This is a genomic window from Paraburkholderia sp. SECH4, assembly GCF_030511745.1.
Classification (GTDB): Bacteria; Pseudomonadota; Gammaproteobacteria; order Burkholderiales; family Burkholderiaceae; genus Paraburkholderia; species Paraburkholderia madseniana.
On record NZ_JALOCP010000030.1, the window covers coordinates 34687 to 58728 of the forward strand.

19 protein-coding genes are annotated in these 24042 nt (G+C 61.7%); 5 read left to right on the plus strand and 14 right to left on the minus strand.

Annotation, left to right across the window (positions count from 1 at the left end):
• Positions 1–244 precede the first annotated feature (244 nt).
• The gene (locus M0D67_RS30850; RefSeq protein WP_154560698.1) at positions 245–1240 is read left to right on the plus strand and encodes a GlxA family transcriptional regulator; all 996 of its coding nucleotides are present in this window, start codon (positions 245–247) and stop codon (positions 1238–1240) included.
• Between the two features lie 152 nt (positions 1241–1392).
• Here M0D67_RS30850 and fdhA read toward each other — a convergent pair whose 3' ends face one another.
• Complete coding sequence (gene fdhA / locus M0D67_RS30855) at positions 1393–2592, minus strand: formaldehyde dehydrogenase, glutathione-independent (RefSeq protein ID WP_154560699.1); 1200 nt, start codon at positions 2590–2592, stop codon at positions 1393–1395.
• Positions 2593–2844: 252 nt separating this feature from the next.
• Here fdhA and betI point away from each other — a divergent pair, with 252 nt between their 5' ends.
• From betI to betA, 3 genes are read left to right on the plus strand one after another with little or no spacing between them, the layout of a single operon-like run.
• Positions 2845–3432 carry a transcriptional regulator BetI gene (gene betI / locus M0D67_RS30860; protein WP_154560700.1) on the plus strand — a complete coding sequence of 196 codons (588 nt, stop codon included), beginning with the start codon at positions 2845–2847 and terminating at the stop codon, positions 3430–3432.
• 31 nt (positions 3433–3463) lie between these two features.
• Entirely contained in the window at positions 3464–4933 is a 1470-nt protein-coding gene (betB, locus tag M0D67_RS30865; protein ID WP_154560701.1) for a betaine-aldehyde dehydrogenase, read from the plus strand.
• 12 nt (positions 4934–4945) lie between these two features.
• Positions 4946–6631 (plus strand): choline dehydrogenase, encoded by a 1686-nt coding sequence (gene betA / locus M0D67_RS30870; RefSeq protein ID WP_154560702.1) that lies wholly within the window; start codon positions 4946–4948, stop codon positions 6629–6631.
• Between the two features lie 127 nt (positions 6632–6758).
• Here betA and M0D67_RS30875 read toward each other — a convergent pair whose 3' ends face one another.
• The 7 genes from M0D67_RS30875 to M0D67_RS30905 form a co-directional block, all read right to left on the minus strand.
• A complete protein-coding gene (locus M0D67_RS30875) occupies positions 6759–8177 on the minus strand; it encodes an MFS transporter (RefSeq protein ID WP_154560703.1) in 1419 nt (472 codons plus the stop codon).
• A gap of 122 nt (positions 8178–8299) precedes the next feature.
• Positions 8300–8563: a hypothetical protein gene (locus M0D67_RS30880; RefSeq protein ID WP_154560704.1), complete on the minus strand. Its 264-nt coding sequence runs from the start codon at positions 8561–8563 to the stop codon at positions 8300–8302.
• Positions 8564–8626: 63 nt separating this feature from the next.
• Positions 8627–9283, minus strand: coding sequence for a sarcosine oxidase subunit gamma (locus M0D67_RS30885; protein WP_154560705.1), 657 nt, complete (start codon positions 9281–9283; stop codon positions 8627–8629).
• Positions 9273–12275, minus strand: coding sequence for a sarcosine oxidase subunit alpha family protein (locus M0D67_RS30890; RefSeq protein ID WP_154560706.1), 3003 nt, complete (start codon positions 12273–12275; stop codon positions 9273–9275). Before M0D67_RS30890 ends, M0D67_RS30885 begins: the two co-directional genes overlap by 11 nt.
• The gene (locus tag M0D67_RS30895; protein ID WP_154560707.1) at positions 12272–12598 is read right to left on the minus strand and encodes a sarcosine oxidase subunit delta; all 327 of its coding nucleotides are present in this window, start codon (positions 12596–12598) and stop codon (positions 12272–12274) included. Before M0D67_RS30895 ends, M0D67_RS30890 begins: the two co-directional genes overlap by 4 nt.
• A gap of 70 nt (positions 12599–12668) precedes the next feature.
• Positions 12669–13913, minus strand: a complete 1245-nt coding sequence (locus M0D67_RS30900; protein ID WP_054038698.1) for a sarcosine oxidase subunit beta family protein — start codon at positions 13911–13913, stop codon at positions 12669–12671.
• Positions 13914–13959: 46 nt separating this feature from the next.
• A complete protein-coding gene (locus M0D67_RS30905; RefSeq protein WP_154560708.1) occupies positions 13960–15354 on the minus strand; it encodes an L-serine ammonia-lyase in 1395 nt (464 codons plus the stop codon).
• A gap of 252 nt (positions 15355–15606) precedes the next feature.
• Here M0D67_RS30905 and M0D67_RS30910 point away from each other — a divergent pair, with 252 nt between their 5' ends.
• A complete protein-coding gene (locus M0D67_RS30910; protein WP_093644465.1) occupies positions 15607–16689 on the plus strand; it encodes a GlxA family transcriptional regulator in 1083 nt (360 codons plus the stop codon).
• Positions 16690–16782: 93 nt separating this feature from the next.
• On the opposite strand, the gene M0D67_RS30915 is transcribed toward M0D67_RS30910, so the two are convergent.
• The 6 genes from M0D67_RS30915 to M0D67_RS30940 form a co-directional block, all read right to left on the minus strand.
• Positions 16783–18594, minus strand: a complete 1812-nt coding sequence (locus tag M0D67_RS30915; RefSeq protein WP_266240865.1) for a DUF2235 domain-containing protein — start codon at positions 18592–18594, stop codon at positions 16783–16785.
• A 22-nt stretch (positions 18595–18616) separates the two neighbouring features.
• Positions 18617–19162, minus strand: coding sequence for a DUF3304 domain-containing protein (locus tag M0D67_RS30920; RefSeq protein WP_166618195.1), 546 nt, complete (start codon positions 19160–19162; stop codon positions 18617–18619).
• A gap of 184 nt (positions 19163–19346) precedes the next feature.
• Positions 19347–19880 (minus strand): DUF3304 domain-containing protein, encoded by a 534-nt coding sequence (locus tag M0D67_RS30925; protein WP_154560711.1) that lies wholly within the window; start codon positions 19878–19880, stop codon positions 19347–19349.
• A 35-nt stretch (positions 19881–19915) separates the two neighbouring features.
• Positions 19916–20446, minus strand: a complete 531-nt coding sequence (locus M0D67_RS30930) for a DUF3304 domain-containing protein (protein WP_233464873.1) — start codon at positions 20444–20446, stop codon at positions 19916–19918.
• Positions 20447–20469: 23 nt separating this feature from the next.
• Entirely contained in the window at positions 20470–21267 is a 798-nt protein-coding gene (locus tag M0D67_RS30935) for a DUF4123 domain-containing protein (RefSeq protein ID WP_154560712.1), read from the minus strand.
• Between the two features lie 14 nt (positions 21268–21281).
• Positions 21282–23828, minus strand: a complete 2547-nt coding sequence (locus M0D67_RS30940; protein WP_154560713.1) for a type VI secretion system Vgr family protein — start codon at positions 23826–23828, stop codon at positions 21282–21284.
• Positions 23829–24042: the final 214 nt, after the last annotated feature.

Below are 24042 nucleotides of genomic sequence, written 5' to 3' on the forward strand. Positions count from 1 at the left end.
TTCGAACGATCGTTAGCTGTTCGCGCTTTTGCTGCACTGCAGCTGATCGTTGTGCGCAGTTCGGGTGCGCGTGTGGACTCAGGTAGCTCCGTTCTGGTGCCGTTCGTGTAGCGATCCGACTGTATTGATGCGCAACCGAGGGTTTAGCCTGATGGCACGTTAGTTGCGCTCGTCCTCAAAATTGCAGGAGTCGCCGCCCCCCACGGCGACGCGACATTACAGATTCGAAGGATTCATTTCCCCCATGTCCACCGATCGCACGGCGTCGCTGTCGCACTTTGCATTCATGCCGGTGCCGAACTTCACGATGATCGCGTTCACCAACGCGATCGAAGTTCTCCGCATGGCGAACTACCTGACTGGACAAACGCTTTACCGCTGGTCGATTGTGAGTCCCGAAGGCGGCCCGGTGATGGCGAGCAACGGCCTCTCGGTCGATACCGGTCCGGTCGAGTGTGTCGGTCAGCCGGATATCGTGTTCGTGGTCGGCGGTATCGACGTGCAGCGCGCCACCACCCCTGCCCACCTCGTCGCGCTGCGCCGCTTCGCCCGCATGGGCAGCGTGCTCGGCAGCCTGTGCACCGGCACCTATGCGCTGGCGCGTGCCGGCTTGCTGGCCGGTTACGCGTGTGCGATTCACTGGGAGAACATGTCGGCGCTCAAGGAAGAGTTTCCCGACACGCGCTTTCTGAAAGAACTGTTCGTGATCGATCGCGATCGCGTCACGTGCACGGGTGGCGTGGCGCCGCTCGACATGATGCTCAACCTGATCACGCCGCGGGTCGGTACAGCGCGCGTCACACAGATCGCGGAGCAGTTCATCGTCGAACACGTGCGCGATAACAGCGCCCAACAGAAAATGCCGCTGGTGGCGCGACTTGGATCGGCCAACAAGTCGCTCTTCGAAGTGATCTCGCTGATGGAAAACAACATCGAAGAGCCGCTTTCGCGCGAAGAACTCGCACGACTCGCCGGCATGTCACAGCGGCAATTGCAGCGCCTGTTCCGCGAACATCTCGGGATGACGCCGACGCATTACTATCTGACGCTGCGCTTGCGGCGCGCCCGCGAGTTGCTGCTGCAGACCGACATGTCGATCATGCACATCACGATGGCTTGCGGCTTCCAGTCGGCTTGCCACTTCTCGAAGAGCTATCGCGACGCGTTCGGCACCGCGCCGACGCGCGAACGGCGCAAGCAGGCGCCGTCGCTGGCGGCAGCGCCCGTCATGGCGGCTTGAGTCGATTGCCTCACTGATTGATAACTTCACCGCCTGAGAACACAACACATGCGTCGAACGGGAACCCGCTCAGCGCATGCGTCGTGATCACGCTGTTCTGCCTTGCGTGACAAAGTCTCAGGCAGGACCGCGAAGGCGGTCCCTTTCCGCCCTTAAGCCGCTTTCAACAGCCCGTGCGGGTCGATCACAAACTTCTTCGGCGCGCCGCCATCGAACTGCCGGTAACCGTCCGGGGCCTGGTCGAGCGAGACAACCGTCACGTTCACGATATCCGCAATCGGCAAGCGGTCCCACAGGATCGCCTGCATCAGATTGTGGTTGTACTTCATCACCGGCGTCTGCCCGGTGTGGAACGAGTGCGACTTGGCCCAGCCGAGGCCGAAACGGATGCTCAGGCTGCCTTTGCGGGCGGCGGCATCGGTGGCGCCCGGATCGTCCGTTACATACAGACCCGGAATGCCGATCGCGCCCGCAGCTCGCGTGATTTCCATCAGCGAATTGAGCACCGTGGCCGGCGCTTCCTCATGCGAACCGCTGCTGCCATGACCATGCGCCTCGAAACCGACGCAGTCCACCGCGCAATCCACTTCGGGCTTGCCAAGAATCTGTTCGATCTGCTCGCCGAGCGTCGCGTCCTTCGAAAGGTCGATGGTCTGGAAACCCATCTTGCGAGCATGCGCCAGACGCGCCTCATTCATATCGCCGACGATCGTGCAGGCCGCGCCCAGCAAGCGCGCCGAAGCGGCGGCGGCCATTCCCACCGGCCCCGCGCCTGCAATGTAGACCGTAGCGCCGGGCTTCACACCCGCCATCACCGCGCCGTGATAGCCGGTCGGCAGAATGTCGGACAGGCACGTCAGGTCGCGGATCTTCGACATTGCCTGAGCGTGGTCGGGGAATTTCAGCAGATTGAAGTCGGCGTACGGCACCAGCACGTACTCGGCCTGGCCGCCGATCCAGCCGCCCATGTCGACGTAGCCATAAGCGCCACCCGCCCGCGACGGATTCACGTTCAGGCACACGCCGGTGTGCTGCGCCTTGCAAGTCGGACAGCGTCCGCAAGCGACGTTGAACGGCACCGACACTAGGTCGCCGACCTTCAACGTTTCAACGTCGCGGCCCACCTCGATCACCTCGCCGGTGATCTCGTGACCGAGTACGAGGCCGACCTCGGCGGTCGTGCGGCCGCGCACCATGTGCTGATCGGAGCCGCAAATATTCGTGCTGACCACCTTCAGGATCACGCCGTGACCGATTGACCGGCCACGCGGATCGACCATCTTCGGGAAGTCGATCGACTGAACTTCCACCTTGCCCTGCCCTAGATACACGACGCCGCGATTGCTGCTCATTTGTCTGTCTCCATGTCTCGTGAGCGGCGCGCCTGACTCTACGTGACGCGCCGTTCAACGAGCGTAGCGCCCGCTGAAACAAAGGACATGTACCGAACACGACACCGGTTTGGCAGGAACCGACACGCCGGGCGCAACCCATGCCCACGCTGATGCAACCCGGTTTTTATTGATTGACCGTTCAATATAAAAAAACTAGTATTCCCCATCGAACACTTGGGCGGCCGGCCTGCGCCTGCCGCCTCCAGCACCATGCCCAAACTTGGAATGCGCGAAATCCGCCGCGCCCAACTGATCGACGCAACCCTGCTGACCATCGACCAGACGGGCCTCGCCGGTGCGACGCTCGCTTCGGTCGCGCAGCGCGCGAGCATTTCCACCGGCATCGTCAGTCACTATTTCGGCGACAAGGACGGTTTGCTCGAAGCCACCATGCGCCATGTGCTGCGCGATCTGTGGCAAGCCACGTCAAGACGTCGCCGTGCAGCGAAGGCGGATCCGCGCTCGAAATTGCGCGCGGTCGTTGCGGCGAATTTCGACGCCGAGCAGACCAGCGGCCCGGTCATGAAAACGTGGCTCGCTTTCTGGTCCGAGAGCATGCATAAGCCGCAATTGCGGCGGCTTCAATACGTGAACACGCGGCGTTTGAACTCGAACCTGTGTGCGGATTTTTCTAAAGCGCTGCCGCGTCCGGCGGCGCGCCGTGCGGCGAGCGGCCTCGCGGCGTTGATCGACGGGCTGTGGCTGCGCGGTGCTTTGTCCGGTGAGCCGTTCGATACCAAGGCGGCGCTGCGCGTCGCGAACGAATACATCGATCTGGTGCTGGAAGCACGCAGCTAGACCGGTGACATTTACAGAAAAGGAGCAACTCATGGCGGTATTCGAAACGCAACGTCTCTACATAGGCGGCGCCTACGTCAACGCGACCAGTGGCGAGACCTTCGACACGCTCGACCCCGCCACGGGCGAAACGCTCGCCGCCGTGCAACAAGCCTCAGCGGCCGACGTGGATCGCGCGGTGCAATCCGCACGCGACGGCCAACGCGAGTGGGCCGCGCTCACGGCGATGCAGCGCTCGCGCATCTTGCGCCGCGCGGTCGAGATCCTTCGTGAACGCAATGACGAACTCGCCGCACTCGAAACACGCGACACCGGCAAGGCGATTGCGGAGACCCGGGCGGTCGATATCGTCACCGGCGCGGACGTGATCGAGTACTACGCAGGGTTGGCGACCGCCATCGAAGGTCAGCAGATTCCGCTGCGGCCTTCGTCGTTTGTCTATACGCGGCGTGAACCGCTGGGTGTGTGTGCTGGAATTGGTGCATGGAATTATCCGATCCAGATTGCGTGCTGGAAATCGGCGCCCGCCCTGGCAGCCGGCAACGCGATGATCTTCAAGCCGAGCGAGATCACGCCGCTGTCCGCGTTGAAACTCGCCGAGATTTATACCGAAGCCGGTGTACCGGCCGGCGTGTTCAACGTCGTGCAAGGCGACGGCCGCGTGGGGGCGATGCTCGCCGCGCATCCGGACATCGAAAAGATTTCATTCACCGGTGGCGTTGAAACGGGCAAGAAGGTGATGTCGCTGGCGGGCGCCTCGTCGCTCAAAGAAGTGACGATGGAACTTGGCGGCAAGTCCCCCCTGCTCGTCTTCGACGACGCCAACCTCGAACGGGCCGCCGACATCGCGATGAGCGCCAACTTCTTCAGCTCCGGCCAGGTCTGCACGAACGGTACACGTGTATTCGTGCAGCGTAGCGTGCTGGAACGGTTCGAAGCGCTGGCGCTGGAACGTGTAAAGCGAATTCGCGTCGGCGCGCCCACGGACGTCGACACCAACTTCGGCCCGCTGGTCAGCGCCTCGCAATTGCAGAAAGTGCTCGGCTACATCGAGAGCGGCGTGCAGGAAGGCGCGCGGCTCATTGCCGGCGGCAAGCGGCTGACGGAAGGCCATTTCGGCAACGGCCAGTACGTCGAACCGACGGTTTTCACCGGCTGCCATGACGACATGCGGATCGTGCGCGAAGAAATCTTCGGCCCGGTGATGAGCATCCTCGTTTTCAACGACGAAGACGAAGTGATCTCGCGCGCCAATAACACCGCTTACGGTCTTGCTGCGGGCGTTGTCACCGAGAATCTGGCGCGTGCGCATCGCGTGATCCATCGACTCGAAGCGGGTATCTGCTGGATCAACACCTGGGGCGAGTCGCCCGCGGAAATGCCGGTGGGCGGCTACAAGCAATCGGGCGTCGGCCGTGAGAACGGCATCACCACGCTCGAACACTACACGCGCATCAAGTCCGTGCAGGTCGAACTCGGCCCGTATCAACCGGTGTTCTAAGGAGTGTTGGGGATGGCTTCGAACGAATACGACTACATCATCGTCGGCGCGGGTTCAGCGGGCAACGTGCTCGCCTCTCGCCTGACCGAAGACGCGGATGTGACCGTGCTGCTCCTCGAAGCAGGCGGCCCCGACTACCGCTTTGATTTCCGCACGCAGATGCCCGCGGCCCTCGCCTATCCGTTGCAAGGTCGGCGCTATAACTGGGCGTATGAAACCGACCCCGAGCCGCATATGAACAACCGTCGCATGGAGTGCGGACGCGGCAAAGGGCTCGGCGGTTCGTCGCTGATCAACGGTATGTGCTATATCCGCGGCAACGCGCTCGATTACGACGGGTGGGCCGGCCGCCCCGGGCTGGAAAACTGGACCTATCTGGATTGCCTGCCGTACTTCCGCAAAGCCGAGACACGCGATGTCGGCGCGAACGCGTATCACGGCGGCGACGGCCCGGTCCATGTGACGACGAGCAAGCCCGGCAACAATCCCTTGTTCGCGGCAATGGTCGAGGCCGGCGTGCAGGCGGGTTTTCCGCGTACCGACGACCTCAACGGCTATCAGCAGGAAGGCTTCGGCCCGATGGATCGCACGGTCACAGCGAACGGCCGACGCGCCAGCACCGCGCGCGGCTATCTGGATCGCGCCAAGACGCGCCCGAATCTCACCATCGTGACGCATGCCATGACCGATCGCGTGCTGTTCCTGGGCAAGCGCGCGATCGGCGTCACGTATCTGCGTCACGGCAATGCCGAGACAGCGCATGCACGCCGCGAAGTGCTGGTGTGCAGCGGCGCGATTGCCTCGCCGCAATTGTTGCAGCGCTCGGGCGTAGGCCGTTCGACGTGGCTGCGCGAGCTCGACGTGCCGCTCGTGCACGATCTGCCAGGCGTCGGCGAAAACCTGCAGGACCATCTGGAGATGTACATCCAGTACGAATGCAAGGAGCCGGTTTCGCTGTATCCCGCGTTGCAATGGTGGAATCAGCCGGCCATCGGACTTGAATGGATGCTTAACGGCACGGGTATTGGCGCGAGCAATCAGTTCGAAGCGGGCGGCTTCATCCGTACCCGCGATGAGGATCTGTGGCCGAACATCCAGTATCACTTCCTGCCCGTCGCGATCAACTACAACGGTTCCAACGCGATCAAGATGCACGGTTTCCAGGCGCATGTCGGCTCGATGCGTTCGCCAAGCCGTGGTCGTGTGAAGCTCACGTCACGCGATCCTGCCGCGCATCCGAGCATCCTGTTCAATTACATGGCCGATCCGCTCGACTGGCGGGAATTCCGTGACGGGATCCGTATTACGCGCGAGATCATGCGGCAGCCGGCTTTGGATCGCTATCGCGGCCGGGAGTTGAATCCGGGCGCGGAGTTGACTACCGATGAGCAACTCGATGCTTTCGTGCGCATGCGTGCGGAGACCGCATTTCATCCGTCGTGCTCGTGCAAGATGGGTTATGACGATATGGCTGTGGTGGATAACGAGGGACGCGTGCATGGGCTCGATGCGTTGCGAGTGGTCGATGCGTCGATCATGCCGCAGATCACAACCGGCAATCTGAACGCGCCGACGATCATGCTTGCGGAGAAGATCGCAGATCAGATTCGCGGACGGAAGACTCTGGCGCGGGTGGAGACGCCTTACTTCGTGGCGAATGGGATGGCTTCGCGGAAGCGTGACGTAGCGGCGGTTTAATCCGCGTCGACACTAACCGTCGAACCTGGCGCCAGTAAAAAGACCGCGAATATTTCGCGGCCTTTTTTTGGGGTTCGGTCAGAGGACAAGCGGTCATTCTCGAACGGGACAGGACACTCGGCAAGCGTCACTCCCGCGCAGGACTCAACACTCCCTGCGCGTCCGACTCAACTGCTCCAGACACCAAAGTCTCCAGCGCCAGCCCACGCGTCTCGATCCCCATAGTCCATACAGCTGCAGCAGCGATCACAAAACACATCGCGCCAAGCGAAAACACGCCACCCTGCCCGAACATCGGCAGCACCACGCCGACCACATAAGGGCCGATCAACGACCCCACGCGGCCAATCGCCGATGCAAACCCTGACCCCGTAGCCCGCGCTCCCGTGCCATAAAGCTCAGGCGTATAGGTGTAAAGCACCGCCCACATCGCAAACAAAAAAAACTGCATCGCAAGTCCGGCGCAGATCAGCAGCGTCGGCGTTTGCGCGTGCAGCGCGGTTTGTCCGTAGACATAGGCCATCACTGCGCTGCCGGTCAACGACGCGATACAGGTCGGCTTACGTCCCCAGCGTTCGACCAGCCACGCTGCGCAGATGAAACCCGGAATCCCGCCGAGCGAAATCAGCACCGTGTACAGCACCGACTTCGTCACCGCAAAGCCCGCTTGTTGCATCAGCGCGCCGAGCCACGACGTCAGCCCATAAAATCCCAACAACGCGAAGAACCACAACGTCCACACCATGATCGTGCGACGGCGGTAAGCCACGCTCCAGATCTCGCGGAACGCACTCGTGCCCTTCGCTGCCGGCGGTTCCTGCAGCATCACCGGTGCGCGCAACTGGCTCAGTCCGGTCGCTTTCATCACCTTCACTTCGACTTCGGCGAGGATTTTGTCCGCCTCGGCGAGGCGTCCCCGATGTTCCAGCCAGCGCGGCGATTCCGGCACGACACGGCGCACGATCAGCACGAACACGGCGGGAATCGCCAGCAGCGCGAACTCGGTGCGCCACCCGAACGTCGGCAACACGAAATACGACACCACGCCCGCCGTGATAAATCCGAGCGGCCAGAAGCCATCCATCAACGCGATCAGTCGTCCACGTGACCTGGCAGGTACGAATTCGGACAAGAGCGTCTGCGCGATGGGAAACTCCATGCCCATGCCGAAACCGAGCAGCACGCGATAGAAAATCAGCGCCTCGACGCTCTGTGCGGTCGAGCACAGATACGACGCGAGCCCCCACAGCACCATGCTCCACTGAAACACGGGGCGCCGTCCGAAGCGATCGGCCAGCAATCCGGCAACCGCTGCGCCGATCACCATGCCGAAGAAGCTCGCACTCGCGACCAACCCCGCCGTCGCGCTCGACAAATGAAATTCGCTCTTGATCGAACCGAGCACGAAGGTCATCGTGCCGAGATCGACCGAGTCGAAAAAGAACGCGATCGCGATGATGATGAAAATGGTCCGGTGATATCCGGAGAACGGCAGGCGTTCGAGTCTGGCGGCTGCGCTCGCGCGAGGCTGAAAAACGGTAGACATGTCATGCCCTCGTTGATGCGGCGGCTGCCGCGTGGACGTTCCGATCAGTGCGTATTCAGTAGACGCCGACATAAATCGGCCACATAGAAGGAATACGTCATCGGGATGGAACGAGGGCGTCGTTAGGGTCGCAACCGCGCCCGCGCAGCGCCGGCAATCCGCGCAAGCGCATCCGCACTCAAGCGAGCGGCAATCTTCTCAACGTATTCGTGATGCCGCGACTGCAGCGGTGCGCCCAACTGCTGCGCGAGGAGATAGCGGATCAGCGCGATACGCCGGTGCCGCAGTACGATGCTTTGATCGAGCAGAGCGAGCGCGGCATGGGCATCGCCCTGTCGGCACGCGCGTTCGGTTAGACGCGCGGTGGCTAGACGTGTCGACGTCATGTCAGTCGGTGGTCGGGAGAGCCGCGAGCGGTGCCTCACCAGCAAGACACCGCCCGCCGCACTTCACGACATCAGCGGCTCAGCCGCATCGAGCATGATCTTCACGAAGTAGTCCGCAAAGCTGCGGCGCACGACGATATCGAAGCTGTCCGTGCCGGTGGGCAACAGCGTCATCGATGCCTTGAAGTAGTGACTCTGTGCGCACTGCCCTTCGCCGAACAGTTTCGGATGCAGGTCGAGCGGGCAACCGCGCGCCAGCACTTCACGCGTACGCGTGCCGCTGATTTCGAGCACCGTATAGCCGCTGCCGATATCCAACGCAGACGCGAACACGCCCACAAATGCCGCGCCGAGTTTCGCCTGCAACGGCGCGGTACGCGTCGCGTCGTGCGCCATGGCCGAGCGGACCAGCCACTCGTCGGGGCCGAGCCACAGCATGTCGTAGCCATTGCCGCGCACAATGGTGTTCGCCTTCTCGGGCGGCCGGCAGCCGATCACGCTTTCCACCGCGCTCACGAACGCCGCGTCACGCGTGTCGCCACGCACGTTCACCAGTTCCAGAAACGGCCGCTCGCTCAAACGGAACGCCGCCGACGCCGTCGCTTGATGCTTCTTCAGCAGCGCATCCGCGCCCACCAACGGCGACTCCTGCCACACGCCCGTTTGCTGGCCGACAGCGCGATCCACTGCCGACACCGTCCCTCTTGTTTCATTCCACATGTTGACGTGCTCCTTCGCTGTCGTAGAACACCGAGCTGGTGACCTTGGCCGCAATCTGCCTGCCGCTCGCGAGCGGAATCGTGACCGTTTCGCCGATCTTGTCGAGGCCGCCCTTCACCACCGCCATTGCAATCGAGCGCTTCAGGATCGGGCTGTAATAGCTCGACGTGACGTGACCGAGCATCGGCGCGGTATCGCCCTGGAACGGACCCGCGACGATCTGCGAGCCTTCAGGGATCACGAACGACGGATCGTCCGCGAGCAGTCCGACCAGTTGCTTACGCCCCGCCTTCGCCGTATCCGAGCGCGTCAATGAACGCTTGCCGAGGAAGTCTTTCGACTTCGCGACCAGCCCGCCCATGCCGAGATCGTACGGTGTCATCGACCCATCCGTGTCCTGGCCGACGATGATGTAGCCCTTCTCCGCACGCAGCACGTGCATGGTTTCGGTGCCATACGGCGTGATGTCGAATTCCGCGCCTGCGGCCATCAGCGCCTCCCACACCGCGCGACCAACGTTCGCAGGAACGTTCACTTCATAAGCCAGTTCGCCCGAGAAGCTGATCCGCATCACGCGCGATGCCGCACCCGCCACGGTGCCTTCGCGATAGCTCATGAACGGGAACGCCGCGTTCGCAAAGTCGATGTCGTGGCAGACCTTCTGCAAGACCTTGCGGCTGTTCGGGCCGACCACGGCAAACGTCGCCCAATGATCCGTCACGGAAGCGAGCCGCACGCGCATGTCCGGCCACTCGGTTTGCAGCCAGCGTTCGAGCCACGTCAGCACGCGTGCCGCGCCGCCTGTGGTGGTCGTCATCATGTAGTGCTGGTCGGCGAGACGCACGGTCACGCCGTCGTCGAAGATCATGCCGTTTTCGTCGAGCATCAGGCCATAGCGGCATTTGCCGACTTCCAGTTTGCTCCACGGATTCGTGTAGACCCAGTTCAGCAGCTTCGCCGCATCGGGGCCCTGGATGTCGATCTTGCCGAGCGTCGAAGCGTCGAGAATGCCGACGCTCGTGCGCACCGCGAGCGACTCGCGCGCCACTGCGGCATGCATGTCCTCGCCGGCCTTCGCGAAGTACCAGGGACGCTTCCAGTTGCCGACGTCCTCGAACGCCGCGCCGTTTTCCACGTGCCATTCGTGCACCGCGGTCTTACGCACCGGATCGAGAAACTCACCCAGCTCGCGGCCTGCAAACGTGCCGAACGTAACCGGCGTGTAGTTCGGGCGGAACGTCGTCGTGCCGGTTTCGGGAATCGTCTTGCCGAGTGCCTGCGCGAGAATCGCCATGCCGTTGATGTTGCCGAGCTTGCCCTGATCGGTGCCGAAGCCCATCGCCGTATAGCGCTTCACGTGTTCGACCGATTCGAAACCTTCGCGCGCCGCGAGGAAAATATCGGCTGCCGACACGTCGTTCTGGAAGTCGACGAACTGCTTAGGCCCGCGCGTTGCGAGTTCGCGGCCACCGACGAGCCACAGCGGTTGCATCTTCGTTTCGGTAACCTCGGCCACGTGCACCGGGTTCGGCCGCGCAACGATGTGACCCGCCGCACCCGCCGCCTCGACACCGGCATCGACCGCGAAGCGAATCCCCTGTCCCAGCGTGAAATCACCGGCACACGCACCAACGCTGGTCTCCGCCTGCATCGCTTTGCCCGGCACGAAGCACGCCTTGTCGTCATGCCAGTGCGCCTTGCCGCCCGATTGCGCGAACAGATGCAGCACCGGACTCCAGCCACCGGACATCGCGAGCAGCTCGCAGGGCAGCTCGCCCTGCTTCGCCCCGACCTGTCCGTTCGAATACGACGCGACTTCGACCGAGGCAACCCGCAGCTTGCCGTGCGCCGCTGTCACAGCCACACCGTTCATTACCTTGACACCATAGCGCCGTGCGAGCGCGGGCAGCGTGCCCTTCGATTCGGCCGCGCGCGGATCGACGACCGTCACCTGGGCACCGGCCGCTTTCAGATCGAGCGCGCATTGATAGCCGTCGTCGTTGTTCGTGAACACCACGGCATTGCGGCCCGGCAGCACCGCATAGCGATGCAGATAGGTCGACACAGCCGAGGCCAGCATCACGCCCGGCAGATCGTTGTTGCCGAACACGATCGGCCGCTCATGCGCGCCTGTTGCGAGAATCACGCGTTTCGCACGGATCTTCCACATCAGTTCGCGCGTACCCTTTCTCTGCGACACCGGCAGATGCTCGGTGAGCCGCTGCGTGACGGTGATGAGGTTATGGTCCTGGTAACCGAATGCGGTGCTGCGGCACAGGATCTTCACATCGGGCATCTGCCGCAACTCGTCCTCGATCTTGTGGACCCATTGCAGCGCCGGTTTGCCGTCGATCTCCGCACGGCACGACAGCAGCGAGCCGCCGAGTTCCGGCTGATCGTCGATCAGCGTCACGCGTGCGCCGGACAATGCCGCCGCATGCGCAGCCGCCAGCCCCGTCGGACCACCGCCGACCACCAACACGTCGCAATGCGCAAAGCACTTGTCGTAGCGGTCCGCATCGGTTTGCTCAGGCGCCTTGCCGAGACCGGCTGCATCGCGAATCACTTCCTCATATTTCGGCCAGAATTTGCGCGGCCACATGAAGGTCTTGTAGTAGAAGCCCGCCGGAATGAAGCGTGCGAACTTCTGGTTGATCGCCATGCGGTCTTTCTCGATGCTCGGCTGCGCGTTCACGCTGGTCGCGACGAGTCCCTGATACAACTCCACTTCAGTCGCGCGCGCGTTCGGCACCGTGTATGCCCCGGTTTCGAGCTGCACGACCGCATTCGGCTCTTCCACACCCGCCGTCACGATGCCGCGCGGCCGGTGGTACTTCCAGCTACGCGCCACGAAGTGTTCGCCGTTCGCGAGCAGCGCGGACGCGAGCGTGTCGCCCTGATAGCCCTGATACTTGCGCCCGTTGAACGTGAAGTTCAGTACGATCGCGCGGTTGATGCGCCCGCCGCTGGGGAGTCGGTCTTTCTGGCTCATGGTGCCTTGCCCTCGTGTGCCTTGTCTTGTGCGTTAGCCTCGTTGCTGTCCATCGCGAGCAGCGGACGTTCGAACGTCTCGTAGCCCTGAATCTCGTAGCTCACGGTGTCGCGCTGGGCCTTGAACCAGCGGCGGCATCCTTGCGTGTGCATCCATTGCTCGCGATGCACGCCGCGCGAATTCTTGCGCATGAACAGGTAGTCGCCCCATTCCTTGTCGGTGAGCTTGTCGGTGTCGAGCGGACGCGCAATATCGGCTTCGCCGCCGCAGGAAAATTCGGTTTCGGCGCGTGGTCCGCACCAAGGGCATTCGATCAGCAGCATCTGGTTCTCCTGTGTCGACCGGAGTTGGCGCTTTAGCGCTTACTCCGGTCCCAAGCAATTCATTGCAAAGTCAGTGGGCAACAGCGGCAGCGCCGTGCTCGTCGATCAGATGACCGGTGTAAAAACGATCCAGCGAAAACGGCGCGTTCAGCGGATGCGGCTCGTCCTTCGCGATCGTGTGTGCATAGGCCCAACCCGAACCAGGCGTCGCCTTGAAGCCGCCCGTGCCCCAGCCGCAATTGAAATAAAGCCCCTTCACGTCGGTCTTGCTGATGATCGGGCACGCATCCGGCGACACGTCCACGATGCCGCCCCACTGGCGGTTCATCCGCACACGCGAAAACACCGGGAACATTTCAACGATCGCTTCGAGCGTGCCTTCGATGATCTGAAAGCTGCCGCGCTGACCGAAGCCAGTGTACTGATCGACGCCCGCACCGATCACCAGATCGCCCTTGTCTGACTGGCTGATGTACGCGTGCACCGCGTTCGACATCACCACCGTATTGACGACCGGTTTGATCGGCTCCGAGACCAAAGCCTGCAAAGGATGGCTCTCCAGAGGCAAGCGGATACCCGCCATATCGGCGAGCGACGACGTATTACCCGCCGCAACCACCGCAACCTTCTTCGCCTTGATGAAACCCTTGGTGGTATCCACGCCGACCACCTGGCTGCCGTCGCGGCGAATCCCCGTGACCTGGCAGTTCTGCACGATATCGACACCATGCTGATCCGCCCCGCGTGCGAAGCCCCACGCCACCGCATCGTGGCGCGCTACACCGCCACGGCGTTGAATCGACGCGCCGAGCACCGGATAGCGGCTGTTCAGATTGATGGTCGGCTCGATTTCCTTGATCTGCTCCGGCGTGAGGAATTCGGCATCCACGCCGTTCAGCCGGTTTGCATTCACGCGGCGCTCGGTGTCGCGCACGTCCTGCAATGTGTGCGCGAGGTTCATCACGCCGCGCTGGCTGAACATCACGTTGTAGTTCAGGTCTTGCGACAGACCTTCCCACAGCTTCATCGCCTTCTCGTAGAGCGCGGCCGATTCGTCCCACAGGTAATTCGAGCGCACGATGGTCGTATTGCGCGCGGTATTGCCGCCACCGATCCAGCCTTTCTCCAGCACGGCGATATTGCGCACGCCATGCTCCTTCGCGAGGTAATAGGCAGTGGCGAGGCCATGCCCGCCGCCGCCGACGATCACGACGTCGTATTCACGCTTGGGCTCCGGGCTCTTCCACTGACGCTCCCAGTTCTCGTGATACGACATCCCGTTGCGCAACAGGCTGAATATCGAATAGCGGCTCATTGTTGGTCCTTTGGGTCCTGTTGTTACTCTTTGATTCTTAACTTGTTCAACACTCGATGACGTTCACGGCGAGTCCACCGCGCGACGTCTCCTTGTATTTGGTCTTCATGTCCGCGCCGGTTTCACGCATCGTCTTGATCACGTTATCGAGCGACACGTAGTGCTGGCCGTCGCCCTTCATCGCCATGCGCGCCGCGTTGAGCGCCTTGATCGCGCCCATCGCGTTACGTTCGATACAGGGAATCTGCACGAGCCCGCCAACCGGGTCGCAGGTCATGCCGAGGTTGTGTTCCATGCCGATCTCGGCGGCGTTTTCCACTTGCGTCGGCGTGCCGCCCATCACGGCGGCCAGCGCCGCGGCGGCCATCGAGCACGCAACGCCGACCTCGCCCTGGCAGCCCACCTCGGCGCCCGAGATCGAAGCGGTTTCCTTGTAGATGATGCCGATTGCCGCAGCGGTCAGCAGGAAGGTGACGATGCCTTCGTCGTTCGACGCATGCATGAACTTCACGTAGTAATGCAGCACTGCGGGAATCACGCCGGCCGCGCCGTTGGTCGGCGCCGTGACGACGCGCCCGCCCGCGGCGTTTTCTTCGTTCACGGCCATGGCGTAGAGATTGACCCAGTCGAGCATCGACAGCGGATCGCGCAGCGATTCTTCCGAACGGAAACGCAATTGCGCGCACAGGTCGGCCGCGCGGCGCTTCACGTGCATCGGGCCGGGCAACTCGCCACGCACCTTGCAGCCACGTTCGACACAGGCGGACATGACGCGCCAGATCGTCAGCAGCCCTTCGCGCACTTCCTGTTCGGTGCGCGAAGCGCATTCGTTGCGCAGCGTGACCTCGGCGATCGACAAACCGGTTTCGCGGCACACACGCATCAGATCGTCGCCGGTCCGGAACGGGAACGGCACTTCGGCGCCAGCGCGCAGGCCATTGACGCGGTCGCCTTCGCGATTGATCACAAAGCCGCCGCCGATCGAGTAATACTCTTTCTCCACCAGCAACTGGCCGTTTTCGTCGAAGGCCTGAAAACGCATGCCGTTCGGATGCACGATGCTCGAGCCCGGCGCGCCCGGCATCAGCTTGCGGAAGAAGCCGAGCTGCTCGCGCTCGTCGAATTTGACCGGATGCTTGCCGAGCAGCACCAGTTGCTTCGTTTCGCGAATCGCCTGCAGGCGCGGTTCGATCACGTCCGGGTCGATCAGATCGGGCAGATTGCCTTCGAGGCCGAGCAGCACCGCCTTGTCCGTGCCATGCCCTTTCCCGGTCGCACCGAGCGAGCCGAACAGCTCGACCTTGACGCGACGCACGAAGCTCAGCAGATTGGCGTCTTCGATATGCGAGGCGAAGCGGCACGCAGCGATCATCGGCCCGACCGTGTGCGAGCTTGAGGGACCGATGCCGATCTTGAACAGATCGAAGACGCTGACGTTCATGGCGTGCCTTATACGTTGCGATACTTAGGGTGCCGGGTTTGGCTTGAACTAGCCCCTATTGCACCGCACGTCAAATTGGACCGATAGAATAAAAACGGCATGACAGTGGGATAGTGGCGTCAAGCGGGCCGCCGGCCAAGCGCTGCGGCGGATTTGCGATGACTTCTGACGCATTTGCGACAGGGGCAGCTTAAGCGCCCCTGTCCCCGGTGCTATGCTTGTTTCAACCCTTTTCCCTTGCCGGCTGCACGCATGAATTCCGCTGAACCGCTTCCCCTTCAATCGATCGACGGCACCTCGAAGCAACGCATCCGCTTCGGCATCATCCTGCTGCCGAACTTCACGCTGACGGCGTTCTCGGGTTTCGTCGACCTGTTGCGCCTGTCTGCGGACGAAGGCGACTTCAGCAAGCCCGTGCGCTGCTCGTGGAGCGTGATAGGGGAAACCCTCGCTCCGGTGCGTGCGAGTTGCGGGATCCAGATCACGCCGTGGGAGACGTTCGACAACGCCGAGCCCTTCGATTACGTCGTCGTGGTGGGCGGCCTGCTGCATTCGGGGCCGGCCGCGAACGATGCGACGCTGGCCTTCATCCGCCGCGCCGCCGCCACCGATGCGACGCTCGTCGGCATGTGCACCGGCGTGTTCTCACTGATGCGCGCAGGCGTGCTGGAAGGCCACCGCATCTGCGTGAGCTGGTTTCACTACTGGGATTTCATCGAACGCTTTCCGGCGGTCAACGAGGAGGCGTTGGTGGCGGATCGGCTATTTGTGATCGACCGCCGGCGCATTACGTGCTCCGGTGGGCGGGCGTCGATCGACGTGGCGGCCGCGATTCTGCTGCGCCACTTTGAAACGGCCACGGTGCAGAAGGCGTTGCGGATTCTCCTGGTGGACGACATGCAGAAGGGTAATGCGCCGCAGCCGCATCCGCCGGGGTTGGCGCCCGCCGCGCATCCGAAGGTAAAGCGCGCGATTCTGCTGATGGAGCAGCATGTGGGGCGATCGTTATCGCTCGACGAACTGGCGCGCAAACTCGATCTGTCGCCGCGTCAGCTCGAACGGCTCTTCAAGGCGCAAACCGGTAAGGCGCCGCAGGCCTATGCGAAGCAGGTGCGTTTGCGCACTGCAGCCTGGCTGCTGACGAGTTCGGATAAAACAGTGGCGGATATCGCGTCGAGTTGCGGCTTTTCCGACGCCTCGCATCTGGGCCGCGAATTCCGCAAGCAGTTCGGTTTGCCGCCGATGATGTACCGCGAGCAACGCGGTACGGCGGCTGAAGTCGATGACGGCTCAGGCTATGACGAAACTTTCCCGGGGCGGGCTCAGGCAATTTGAGGGTGGTATTTATTGTCTGGCATGGTTGCACCCGGTTCAACTACGCGGCGTGCGGCAAGCGTGACGCGCGCACCGACGTCGTGTTCGTGTCGCTTACACCTCGGCGGAAGAAACCTCTGAAATGGATTCGAGCAGCGCGAGCCGCAGACTTTCGCCCGCATAACGGGTGCGAAACTTCAGGTAACCGCCGCTTTCCCACGGCCCATTGCGCGAAAGAGCGCGGCCAGGCCAGTTGTCGAATGGTTTGAAGCCTGCGAAAGAGTCGTGACAGTATTCGCTGAAGAAGTCGAGTTCGACCGGGCTGAGCTTGCGGGTCCTGACCAGTTCGTAAATGTGCCGTCTATCACGCGGGATGCTGGCGTGCGCTTCATGCGCCTGGGTCAGATGATTTTCAGCAGCCGATTGCCGGAAGATTTGTCCGCTCAGGGAGAGTTTCGACGTGGCGACGCCTTCGCGTGCGTAATAGACCCGGTGCTCGGCATCGTCGATCTCGCGGATGTCCTTCAGGAACACATTGTGCGCGCCGAGCAGGTCGCTTTGCTCGGTTTGCGTTGCTTGCTGAACGAACGGCAATGTTCCGTAGCTGTCGCGGAAGCGGAAGCGCCACGCGAGGATGTCGATAAGGCAGTCGGCGATTTGGCGGGTGGTGGTGCCGTTGGCCCTCATGAAGGAGAGATAGGCCGACCTGAGCGTGTCACTGATCAGAAACGGATCCCACCGGTCGCTTCGCGAAAACGCTATGTCCATTTCCAGCGGCACACCCGCGGCACGGCCCGCGTCATACATCATATTCAACGGTACCTGCGAAAGCTTGCTGTCATCCGCACGCTTGTTCTTGCCCTGCTCGTCCGGAAGATAGCCACCACCCAAGTCCGAGTGCATGCCCGGGAAACGGAATTGTCGGCAGTTCGGAGGCATCGCATCACCAGGCGCCTGCACATCCTCAAGTGGGAACGATTCACGCTGCTCGTGCATGGCGGCGTAATGCTCACAGTGACGAACCCGCGGCGAAATCCGCGGATTTTTGGGCTCTCCCCAAGCATTGTGGCCGTTGGCCCATCTGCCGGCGGCAGGCCCCAGTCCAACGGCGGCCACCGTGTCGAAAATGCCGAGAAAGCGGATATGGGAGGTCACGCCCGCCAGTGTGTCACCCTCGAAGCATTCGTCCAGCCAATTACAGAACACGCGTGCTTGCGCTGCACCGCGGCTGAAGCCGAACACGTCGATGAAGACCTCAACCAGTTTCGGGTGCTGAGTGTCACTGATTTTCTGTGCGAGTTGGACGAACTGTGCCTTGAGAAACTTCGTGCGATACGTGAAGCCATTCATCGTCAGCAGACCACCCTGATCTTTCATGCCGACCTGGTCAAGCGCGAACTGGTCGGACGGAGATAACGGGTTGGCGTTCTCTCCATTGCCCGTCTGCTGCGGTAGCCAGTTGTTTCTGGACAGCGCCTTGACGCTTTCTGCGGAAATCATTGGCCGATTGCCGCTGTCGATTGAACCGTGCAGCGTGTTTAATACCGACAGCAGTGCAAACACAATGCGCGCATCGCCTCCAGCGCCGAAACCCATGCCCCACGTGCTGGATGAATCTTCACCAATTTTGTCGAATGGTGTGCCGACGCCGGGTATGTAGTGTCGGTAGTATCCCTCCAAAGCGGTGTCCGGATAAGCACGAAACAGGCGTGCCACGTTGCTGTCCTTGTGGCGTTCCAGTTGGCTGCCTCCCGTCCCCGGTTCAACCCAATCCTGATTGTTACCGGTACCGTCGAAAAACAAACCGATATGCAGTGAGAATTCGCACTTCTCCGCATGGCACCGCATGGTCGGCGCGGTCGCTTGCACGCCAGTTGTAGTCATGGGATGCGCTGCGGCGCGCAGCAGACTTACACTATCTGTCATCAATACGGTTCCTTACTAACCTCTACTTACCTTCAGGGCTGGCGGGAGTTTGCGGTTTTGGTTGCATATCCATATTTTTAAGGCGTTCGGATACTGATCGACGGTCCACCCAAGATTGCGGAAAGTCATTCCACGGTTGTTTCTGCGGAATCGGATCGTGCGGACCAGGGTACTTCGGACTCCAGGGGTAATAGTTCGACACTACGACGCGGACGTTGCCATTGGCCAGAAAATGCACGTAGACGTTCCCAGGTTCGGCGTATGGGTCGACTGGCACGTCAGCTTCATAATTACTGCCACCACCGTGCCTCCAGTCGCTGATTGTCCATTTCACGTGGACAGTCAGCCCCGGCTGCCACTTGCGAGGCATCGACGGGCCGGGGACGCTAACGTTCCCGTCAGCCGCCTGGAAACCCGCCGCGCCGTTAACTGAAAAATTCGACACGCTCAGGTAATCTGGCAGATGGTCGATGCCACCCATCGACGCAGAAACCGAGGAGGCCATAAGCACGATGGCGACAATGAATCCGAACCTCACGACGCGCCGCCACCGTCTGATTTTTTTCATCCTTAGCTCCAAGCCCAGTCTTTCTGAACAGCACGCCACGTAATCCGTTCGTGCGGTTCTAACGACAGTGGCGGACAATTCCGTACAGCCACATGCTCGGTACGGTCTCACCGCACCATCGGTATTCATCGAATGTTCTGCGGCGCATGGCAGGCCTTTGTTGTCAGTCATGGTCAGAGTCCTGCTAACGCAGGTTGTACTTTTCGACTTCGTCTTCCGAGAATGTCGGTCCCTTACGAGTAGGCGGCGGGTACTGCTTCCACGGATATTTCTGCGGAATCGGGTCGTGCGGCCCGGGATAGTCAGGCGCATACGGCCCGAAATCTGACACCACGATCCGCACCGAACCATCGGCGAGGAAATGGACCCACATATGACCCAGCCTTGAGTACTGGTCGACCGGCACGTCAGCCTCATGGAAATCACCGCCACCGTGCTTCCAGTCGCTTACGCTCCACTTCACATGGGCCTTTAAGCCGGGATGCCACTTCTCCGGAATGACAGCGCAACAAGTCGTACTTCCTCCCTTGCCTGCCTGAGCGCCCCATGCGCCATTTACCGAAAAATCAGACACGCTAAGGTAATCGGCCAGATGATCAATTCCGGTCAGGTCTGCCCCGAAAGTCGGCTCCTTGCCCGGCGACTGGCAGGCAGCAAGCGCACTCATCAAGGCCAGCCCGAATGCGACCGCAGAGCCGCGAAAAAAACGTTTCATCATCTTCAATTCTTGGCTCAGTTCTTAAATACCGCGGCTCACTCTGCACCCTCACTGGCCGGCTCAACCAGGCTGGGACGCTTCTTGACCCAAGATTGCGGATAGTCATCCCACGGATGTTTCTGCGGAATCAGATCGTGCGGCCCGGGATAATCAGTTGCATACGGGCCGATATCGGACACCACGACCCGCACCGAACCATCGGCGAGGAAATGCACCCACATATGGCCCAGCTTCGAGTACTGGTCGACCGGCACGTCGGCCTCATGGGCGTCGCCACCACCGTGCTTCCAGTCGCTTACGCTCCACTTCACATGCGCCTTTAAGCCCGGATGCCATTTCTCTGGAATGACAGCGCAACAAGTCGTACGTCCCCCCTTACCTGCCTGAGCGCCCCATGCGCCATTCACCGAAAAATCAGACACGCTAAGGTAATCAGCCAGATGATCGATGCCGGTCAGGTCTGCCCCAAAAGTCGGCTCCTTGCCCGGCGACTGGCAGGCAGCAAGCGCACTCATCAAGGCCAGCCCGAATGCGCCTACCACGCTTCGGCAAAAACGTTTTCTCATCCTCAACTCCAAGCCCAGGCTTTCTAAACACCGCGCCACTTCATCAATTCGTGCCAACGCCCTGAAGTACGCGCCGACCTGACCGCCTCCAGAAATCGCGCATCCGTCAGCAGTGCGCCACCGGTCTTCACAGCGACAGCAGCAACATGCCGCTGCACTTCGAACGGTTCGATACCCTGCTCCAGGACGAACAACGCGGCCACCTCAATCTGCTGGTATTGCGCGGCAACGAGATGTGGGGCAAGATCGCCGCCGCTACTCGCGTGCACATCGTCAGCCAGCGCCTGAGCGAACTGCAGTTCGAGCAGACGCTCGCCCTGCGCCTCCGACAACACGATCATGTTTTGACGACGCGGTTCGCTCGTCACCGCTTCGCCGAACTCCCGCTCCGCGTCAAATCGGTCCAGGTACCACCAATGGGCAACCGGTCCTTTCAACTGCCGTGTCTGTCCGGATGTCAGCACCCGCTCCAACGTGGCAAGCGCGCGCGTGTCGGCAAATCTCAAGTAGTAGCGGTCACCGGCAGCCATCGCGATAGTGCGTTGCGATTCGAAGTGCGCGACGAGCTCACTCAGGTCTGCCCCAGTGGTCAATCGACTGATGCCGTATCGCCACGGCACCGCGAGCGATGTATTCGCTGGCACGATCGCATCAAAAGTGCTGCCCTCGAGCAGCCACGGACCGAACCGGTGCGAATCGTATGAAGACAAATCACCGTACAGGGAGACCGCAGCTCGACAGCGAATCAATGCGTCGAAGTGCGCCGATGCTTGCAGGATTGCGGCATCGAACAGGACAAATTCGCGGATAGAGTCGTTCATGGCGGGCGCTCGTATCACTGCGGCACGATCGCACTACCCGATCGCGCGGCGATCAGGAAGCAGCGCTCGCAGAATCGTTCGGGACGCCCCGGAAAGACGATGGGTTTTGTCATCGGCCCCACACAAGCGTGGCTGGCCGCATGCACCAGTGACCGGCCCTCGGTAGAGCCGACAATGCCGTTCCGCGTGATCTCCACTTCCGAACCGCCACCGTTGATGCGGATGCCCCGTTTCGCCTTCAACTCGATCCAGCCGTCCGTACTCATGATCTCGACCGCCCGTTGGGCAATGATTTCGACGCGGTCGTTCTGCGCCTCGACACGCACCTTCCCTGACGCGGCGACGAGCCTGATACCGAGCTTGTGCACAAACAGCGAGAAAGCATTCGCAACGCTCGCAAAAAACGATGTACCAGCTACCACGGCGACATGGCCTCCGGTCGTCAGCGCGAGGTTCTCATCGCTCGCGAGGTGCGTGCTGCCTGCCGTGGTGGTCTGGATGCCCGCGGGGCTCGAGAGCGTCAGATGCGGTTCCGCAAACTCGGGGAATGGGCTGTCACTCGTCGGTGCGGCACCGCGGAGCCCATCGTTCTGTGTCTTGATCGCCTTGGTGAGCGCGCTCTGGTCAGCGCCCTGCTGCTGTGCGCCATGCTCCTGCACGAGTCCAGTCAAGCCTTCGTGGAGTCTATGGGCCTGCTCGAGCCGCGCCATCGTTTCGCTCATGTCCTTGACGTAGGATCGTGCGTTGGGTCGTGCCTCCGTCGTTATGAGCATCCCTTTCGCGGCGCGCAGCACGCCCCAAAAATCCGTACGCAGTTCATAGCCTTCGCCACGCGCGTCCTGCCGCCCCTTGTTGCCGAGAACGCGCCGCAGGAAGCCGAGGCTCAGTTGCGAGGCGCCGTGATCGCTGGACAGTTGTGTCTGGATTTCGCCCGAGGTATCGTCCTGCACAAAGTGATTCGCTCGGCCACCACCAAGCTCGCGGCTGCGAAACCCGGACAGCGCCTGGTTGTCCGGCAGTTTCCATGCCGGTAGCTGGAACGCGTTGGCGACGCGGCCTGTCACGATCGGCAGGTCAGGATCACCGTTAAGGTGATCGACGAGCACTTCCTCACCGATACGAGGCAGATGCGTCGCGCCGAACTGGTTGCCCTGCCACGGTGACGACACGCGCACCCAGCAACTCGAACGCTGGTCGTGCAAGCCCCGCCGGTCCCAGTTAAATTGCACCTTCACCCGGCCATAGGCATCAGTCCAGATTTCCTGGTTCTCAGGACCGACCACCATGGCGCTTTGTGGACCAGACGTGCGCGGTTTCTCAATAGTCCTGGCGAGCCGGAATGTCTCGCTAGCCGGCTCAATCTCGAAGTCCGTCGTGCAACGGTAGCGCTGCCCCGTACCGCTTGCCTCGCCGGTCTCCTCGATATCGAGCGTCGCGGAAACCACAAGGTATTCACGGTTTGCGGCCGTCTGCGGATAATGCGTCAGCGCGAAGGTCCGGCCGACCACGAGGCTGCGCAAGTTGCCCTGGCCCTTCGCCCGCAATCCGCCGCAGCGAAACGCCTGCAATCGCACTCTCGATAGATGTTCAGCTTCGCGCTGTGGCTGGTTATGCTCGCCCGTAAGCCCCGTTGCACCCGCCTGCGGCTGCGCAAAATCGCCCCACGCGTAAATTGCCTGCCGTGCCTGCGCGGTGTCGCGCGGGTCTTCGTATCTAGCCGTCAAGTCCGCGTGGGGCCGCGTGTAATCGTAGTCGACGCTCGAGACGGATCCAGCCGTCAGACTGTTTTGCACCGCAAGTGCGTGGACGTGCTCCTTATCGAGCCGCTGACCCGTAGGCCCTTGATAACGGATCGTGCGATACCCCTCGTCTTGCGGATGGTTCGCGGCCATCGCGTCGGCAAGCACCAGGCGGTGTTTGCCGTCGCCATGTTCGAACCAGTAATAGATGCCCCACTCCTCCCAGAGCCGTTGAAGAAACGTCCAGTCGCTTTCCCAGTGCTGGCACTGGATATCACGCCTGGGGTACGGCGTGCGTGGACCGGGTCCGAACAGACGTTTCTCGACGGGGAACGTATAGGCTGACAGCACCGCATCCGTGATTTCCACGACGTCGAGGTCCTGGAACAACCGGCAATTCTGGTTCTTCGTGGCAAGCCAGAGCCACGGGCGCAGCACCAATTCGCAAACGATCGAGCGGCCTTCCTCGCGCACAATGCGCGCGGACGTAACGACGCCGGTGATTTCTCGAGTCTGCGCACCGGCATTCCCCGAGTCAGTTTGCCCCGATATGTCTTGAACGAACCGGCCGTTGCCTTCGAGCTCGATCGCCACAGTAACCTCGGTGCCGATCAGCCTGTCGAGTTCGATGTTCGCTGCAACACTCGGAGCAAAGGCTAGCGCGTCTGCCGTCTTCAATACGAGCGTGTACTCGAACAGTTCGCCGAGCGTTTCGGTGCCGCGTAGGCGCACCGGACAGAGGACCGGCAAACCATCGAGGCCACGGGTGGGCAACGCGGAACCCGAAACCGCCAAAGTGCGGGACTGGATAGGAATGGACATGATCTTGAGTCATACGTCGTCGCACCAAGGCCGGCTCGGGCGGACGGTTCATGCGTTACAAGCAGGAAAAGGATCGTCTGCTCGCCCCATGGCTAACCCGAGCTGGGTCAGGGGCGTGACGAAAAAAGGGAAATGGCGTGGCAGCCGGGCCTCAGCCCTATCACGATAAGTCGTTCGGTCTCTGACATCACGAGTAGTCCTTTTTGTTGTCTCG

Excerpts from the sequence above, each read along its gene's own strand:
- M0D67_RS30850 (WP_154560698.1), top strand. The coding sequence starts at position 245 with ATGTCCACCGATCGCACGGCGTCGCTGTCGCACTTTGCATTCATGCCG.
- fdhA (WP_154560699.1), bottom strand. The coding sequence starts at position 2,592 with ATGAGCAGCAATCGCGGCGTCGTGTATCTAGGGCAGGGCAAGGTGGAA.
- betI (WP_154560700.1), top strand. The coding sequence starts at position 2,845 with ATGCCCAAACTTGGAATGCGCGAAATCCGCCGCGCCCAACTGATCGAC.
- betB (WP_154560701.1), top strand. The coding sequence starts at position 3,464 with ATGGCGGTATTCGAAACGCAACGTCTCTACATAGGCGGCGCCTACGTC.
- betA (WP_154560702.1), top strand. The coding sequence starts at position 4,946 with ATGGCTTCGAACGAATACGACTACATCATCGTCGGCGCGGGTTCAGCG.
- M0D67_RS30875 (WP_154560703.1), bottom strand. The coding sequence starts at position 8,177 with ATGTCTACCGTTTTTCAGCCTCGCGCGAGCGCAGCCGCCAGACTCGAA.
- M0D67_RS30880 (WP_154560704.1), bottom strand. The coding sequence starts at position 8,563 with ATGACGTCGACACGTCTAGCCACCGCGCGTCTAACCGAACGCGCGTGC.
- M0D67_RS30885 (WP_154560705.1), bottom strand. The coding sequence starts at position 9,283 with ATGTGGAATGAAACAAGAGGGACGGTGTCGGCAGTGGATCGCGCTGTC.
- M0D67_RS30890 (WP_154560706.1), bottom strand. The coding sequence starts at position 12,275 with ATGAGCCAGAAAGACCGACTCCCCAGCGGCGGGCGCATCAACCGCGCG.
- M0D67_RS30895 (WP_154560707.1), bottom strand. The coding sequence starts at position 12,598 with ATGCTGCTGATCGAATGCCCTTGGTGCGGACCACGCGCCGAAACCGAA.
- M0D67_RS30900 (WP_054038698.1), bottom strand. The coding sequence starts at position 13,913 with ATGAGCCGCTATTCGATATTCAGCCTGTTGCGCAACGGGATGTCGTAT.
- M0D67_RS30905 (WP_154560708.1), bottom strand. The coding sequence starts at position 15,354 with ATGAACGTCAGCGTCTTCGATCTGTTCAAGATCGGCATCGGTCCCTCA.
- M0D67_RS30910 (WP_093644465.1), top strand. The coding sequence starts at position 15,607 with ATGAATTCCGCTGAACCGCTTCCCCTTCAATCGATCGACGGCACCTCG.
- M0D67_RS30915 (WP_266240865.1), bottom strand. The coding sequence starts at position 18,594 with ATGACAGATAGTGTAAGTCTGCTGCGCGCCGCAGCGCATCCCATGACT.
- M0D67_RS30920 (WP_166618195.1), bottom strand. The coding sequence starts at position 19,162 with ATGAAAAAAATCAGACGGTGGCGGCGCGTCGTGAGGTTCGGATTCATT.
- M0D67_RS30925 (WP_154560711.1), bottom strand. The coding sequence starts at position 19,880 with ATGATGAAACGTTTTTTTCGCGGCTCTGCGGTCGCATTCGGGCTGGCC.
- M0D67_RS30930 (WP_233464873.1), bottom strand. The coding sequence starts at position 20,446 with ATGAGAAAACGTTTTTGCCGAAGCGTGGTAGGCGCATTCGGGCTGGCC.
- M0D67_RS30935 (WP_154560712.1), bottom strand. The coding sequence starts at position 21,267 with ATGAACGACTCTATCCGCGAATTTGTCCTGTTCGATGCCGCAATCCTG.
- M0D67_RS30940 (WP_154560713.1), bottom strand. The coding sequence starts at position 23,828 with ATGTCCATTCCTATCCAGTCCCGCACTTTGGCGGTTTCGGGTTCCGCG.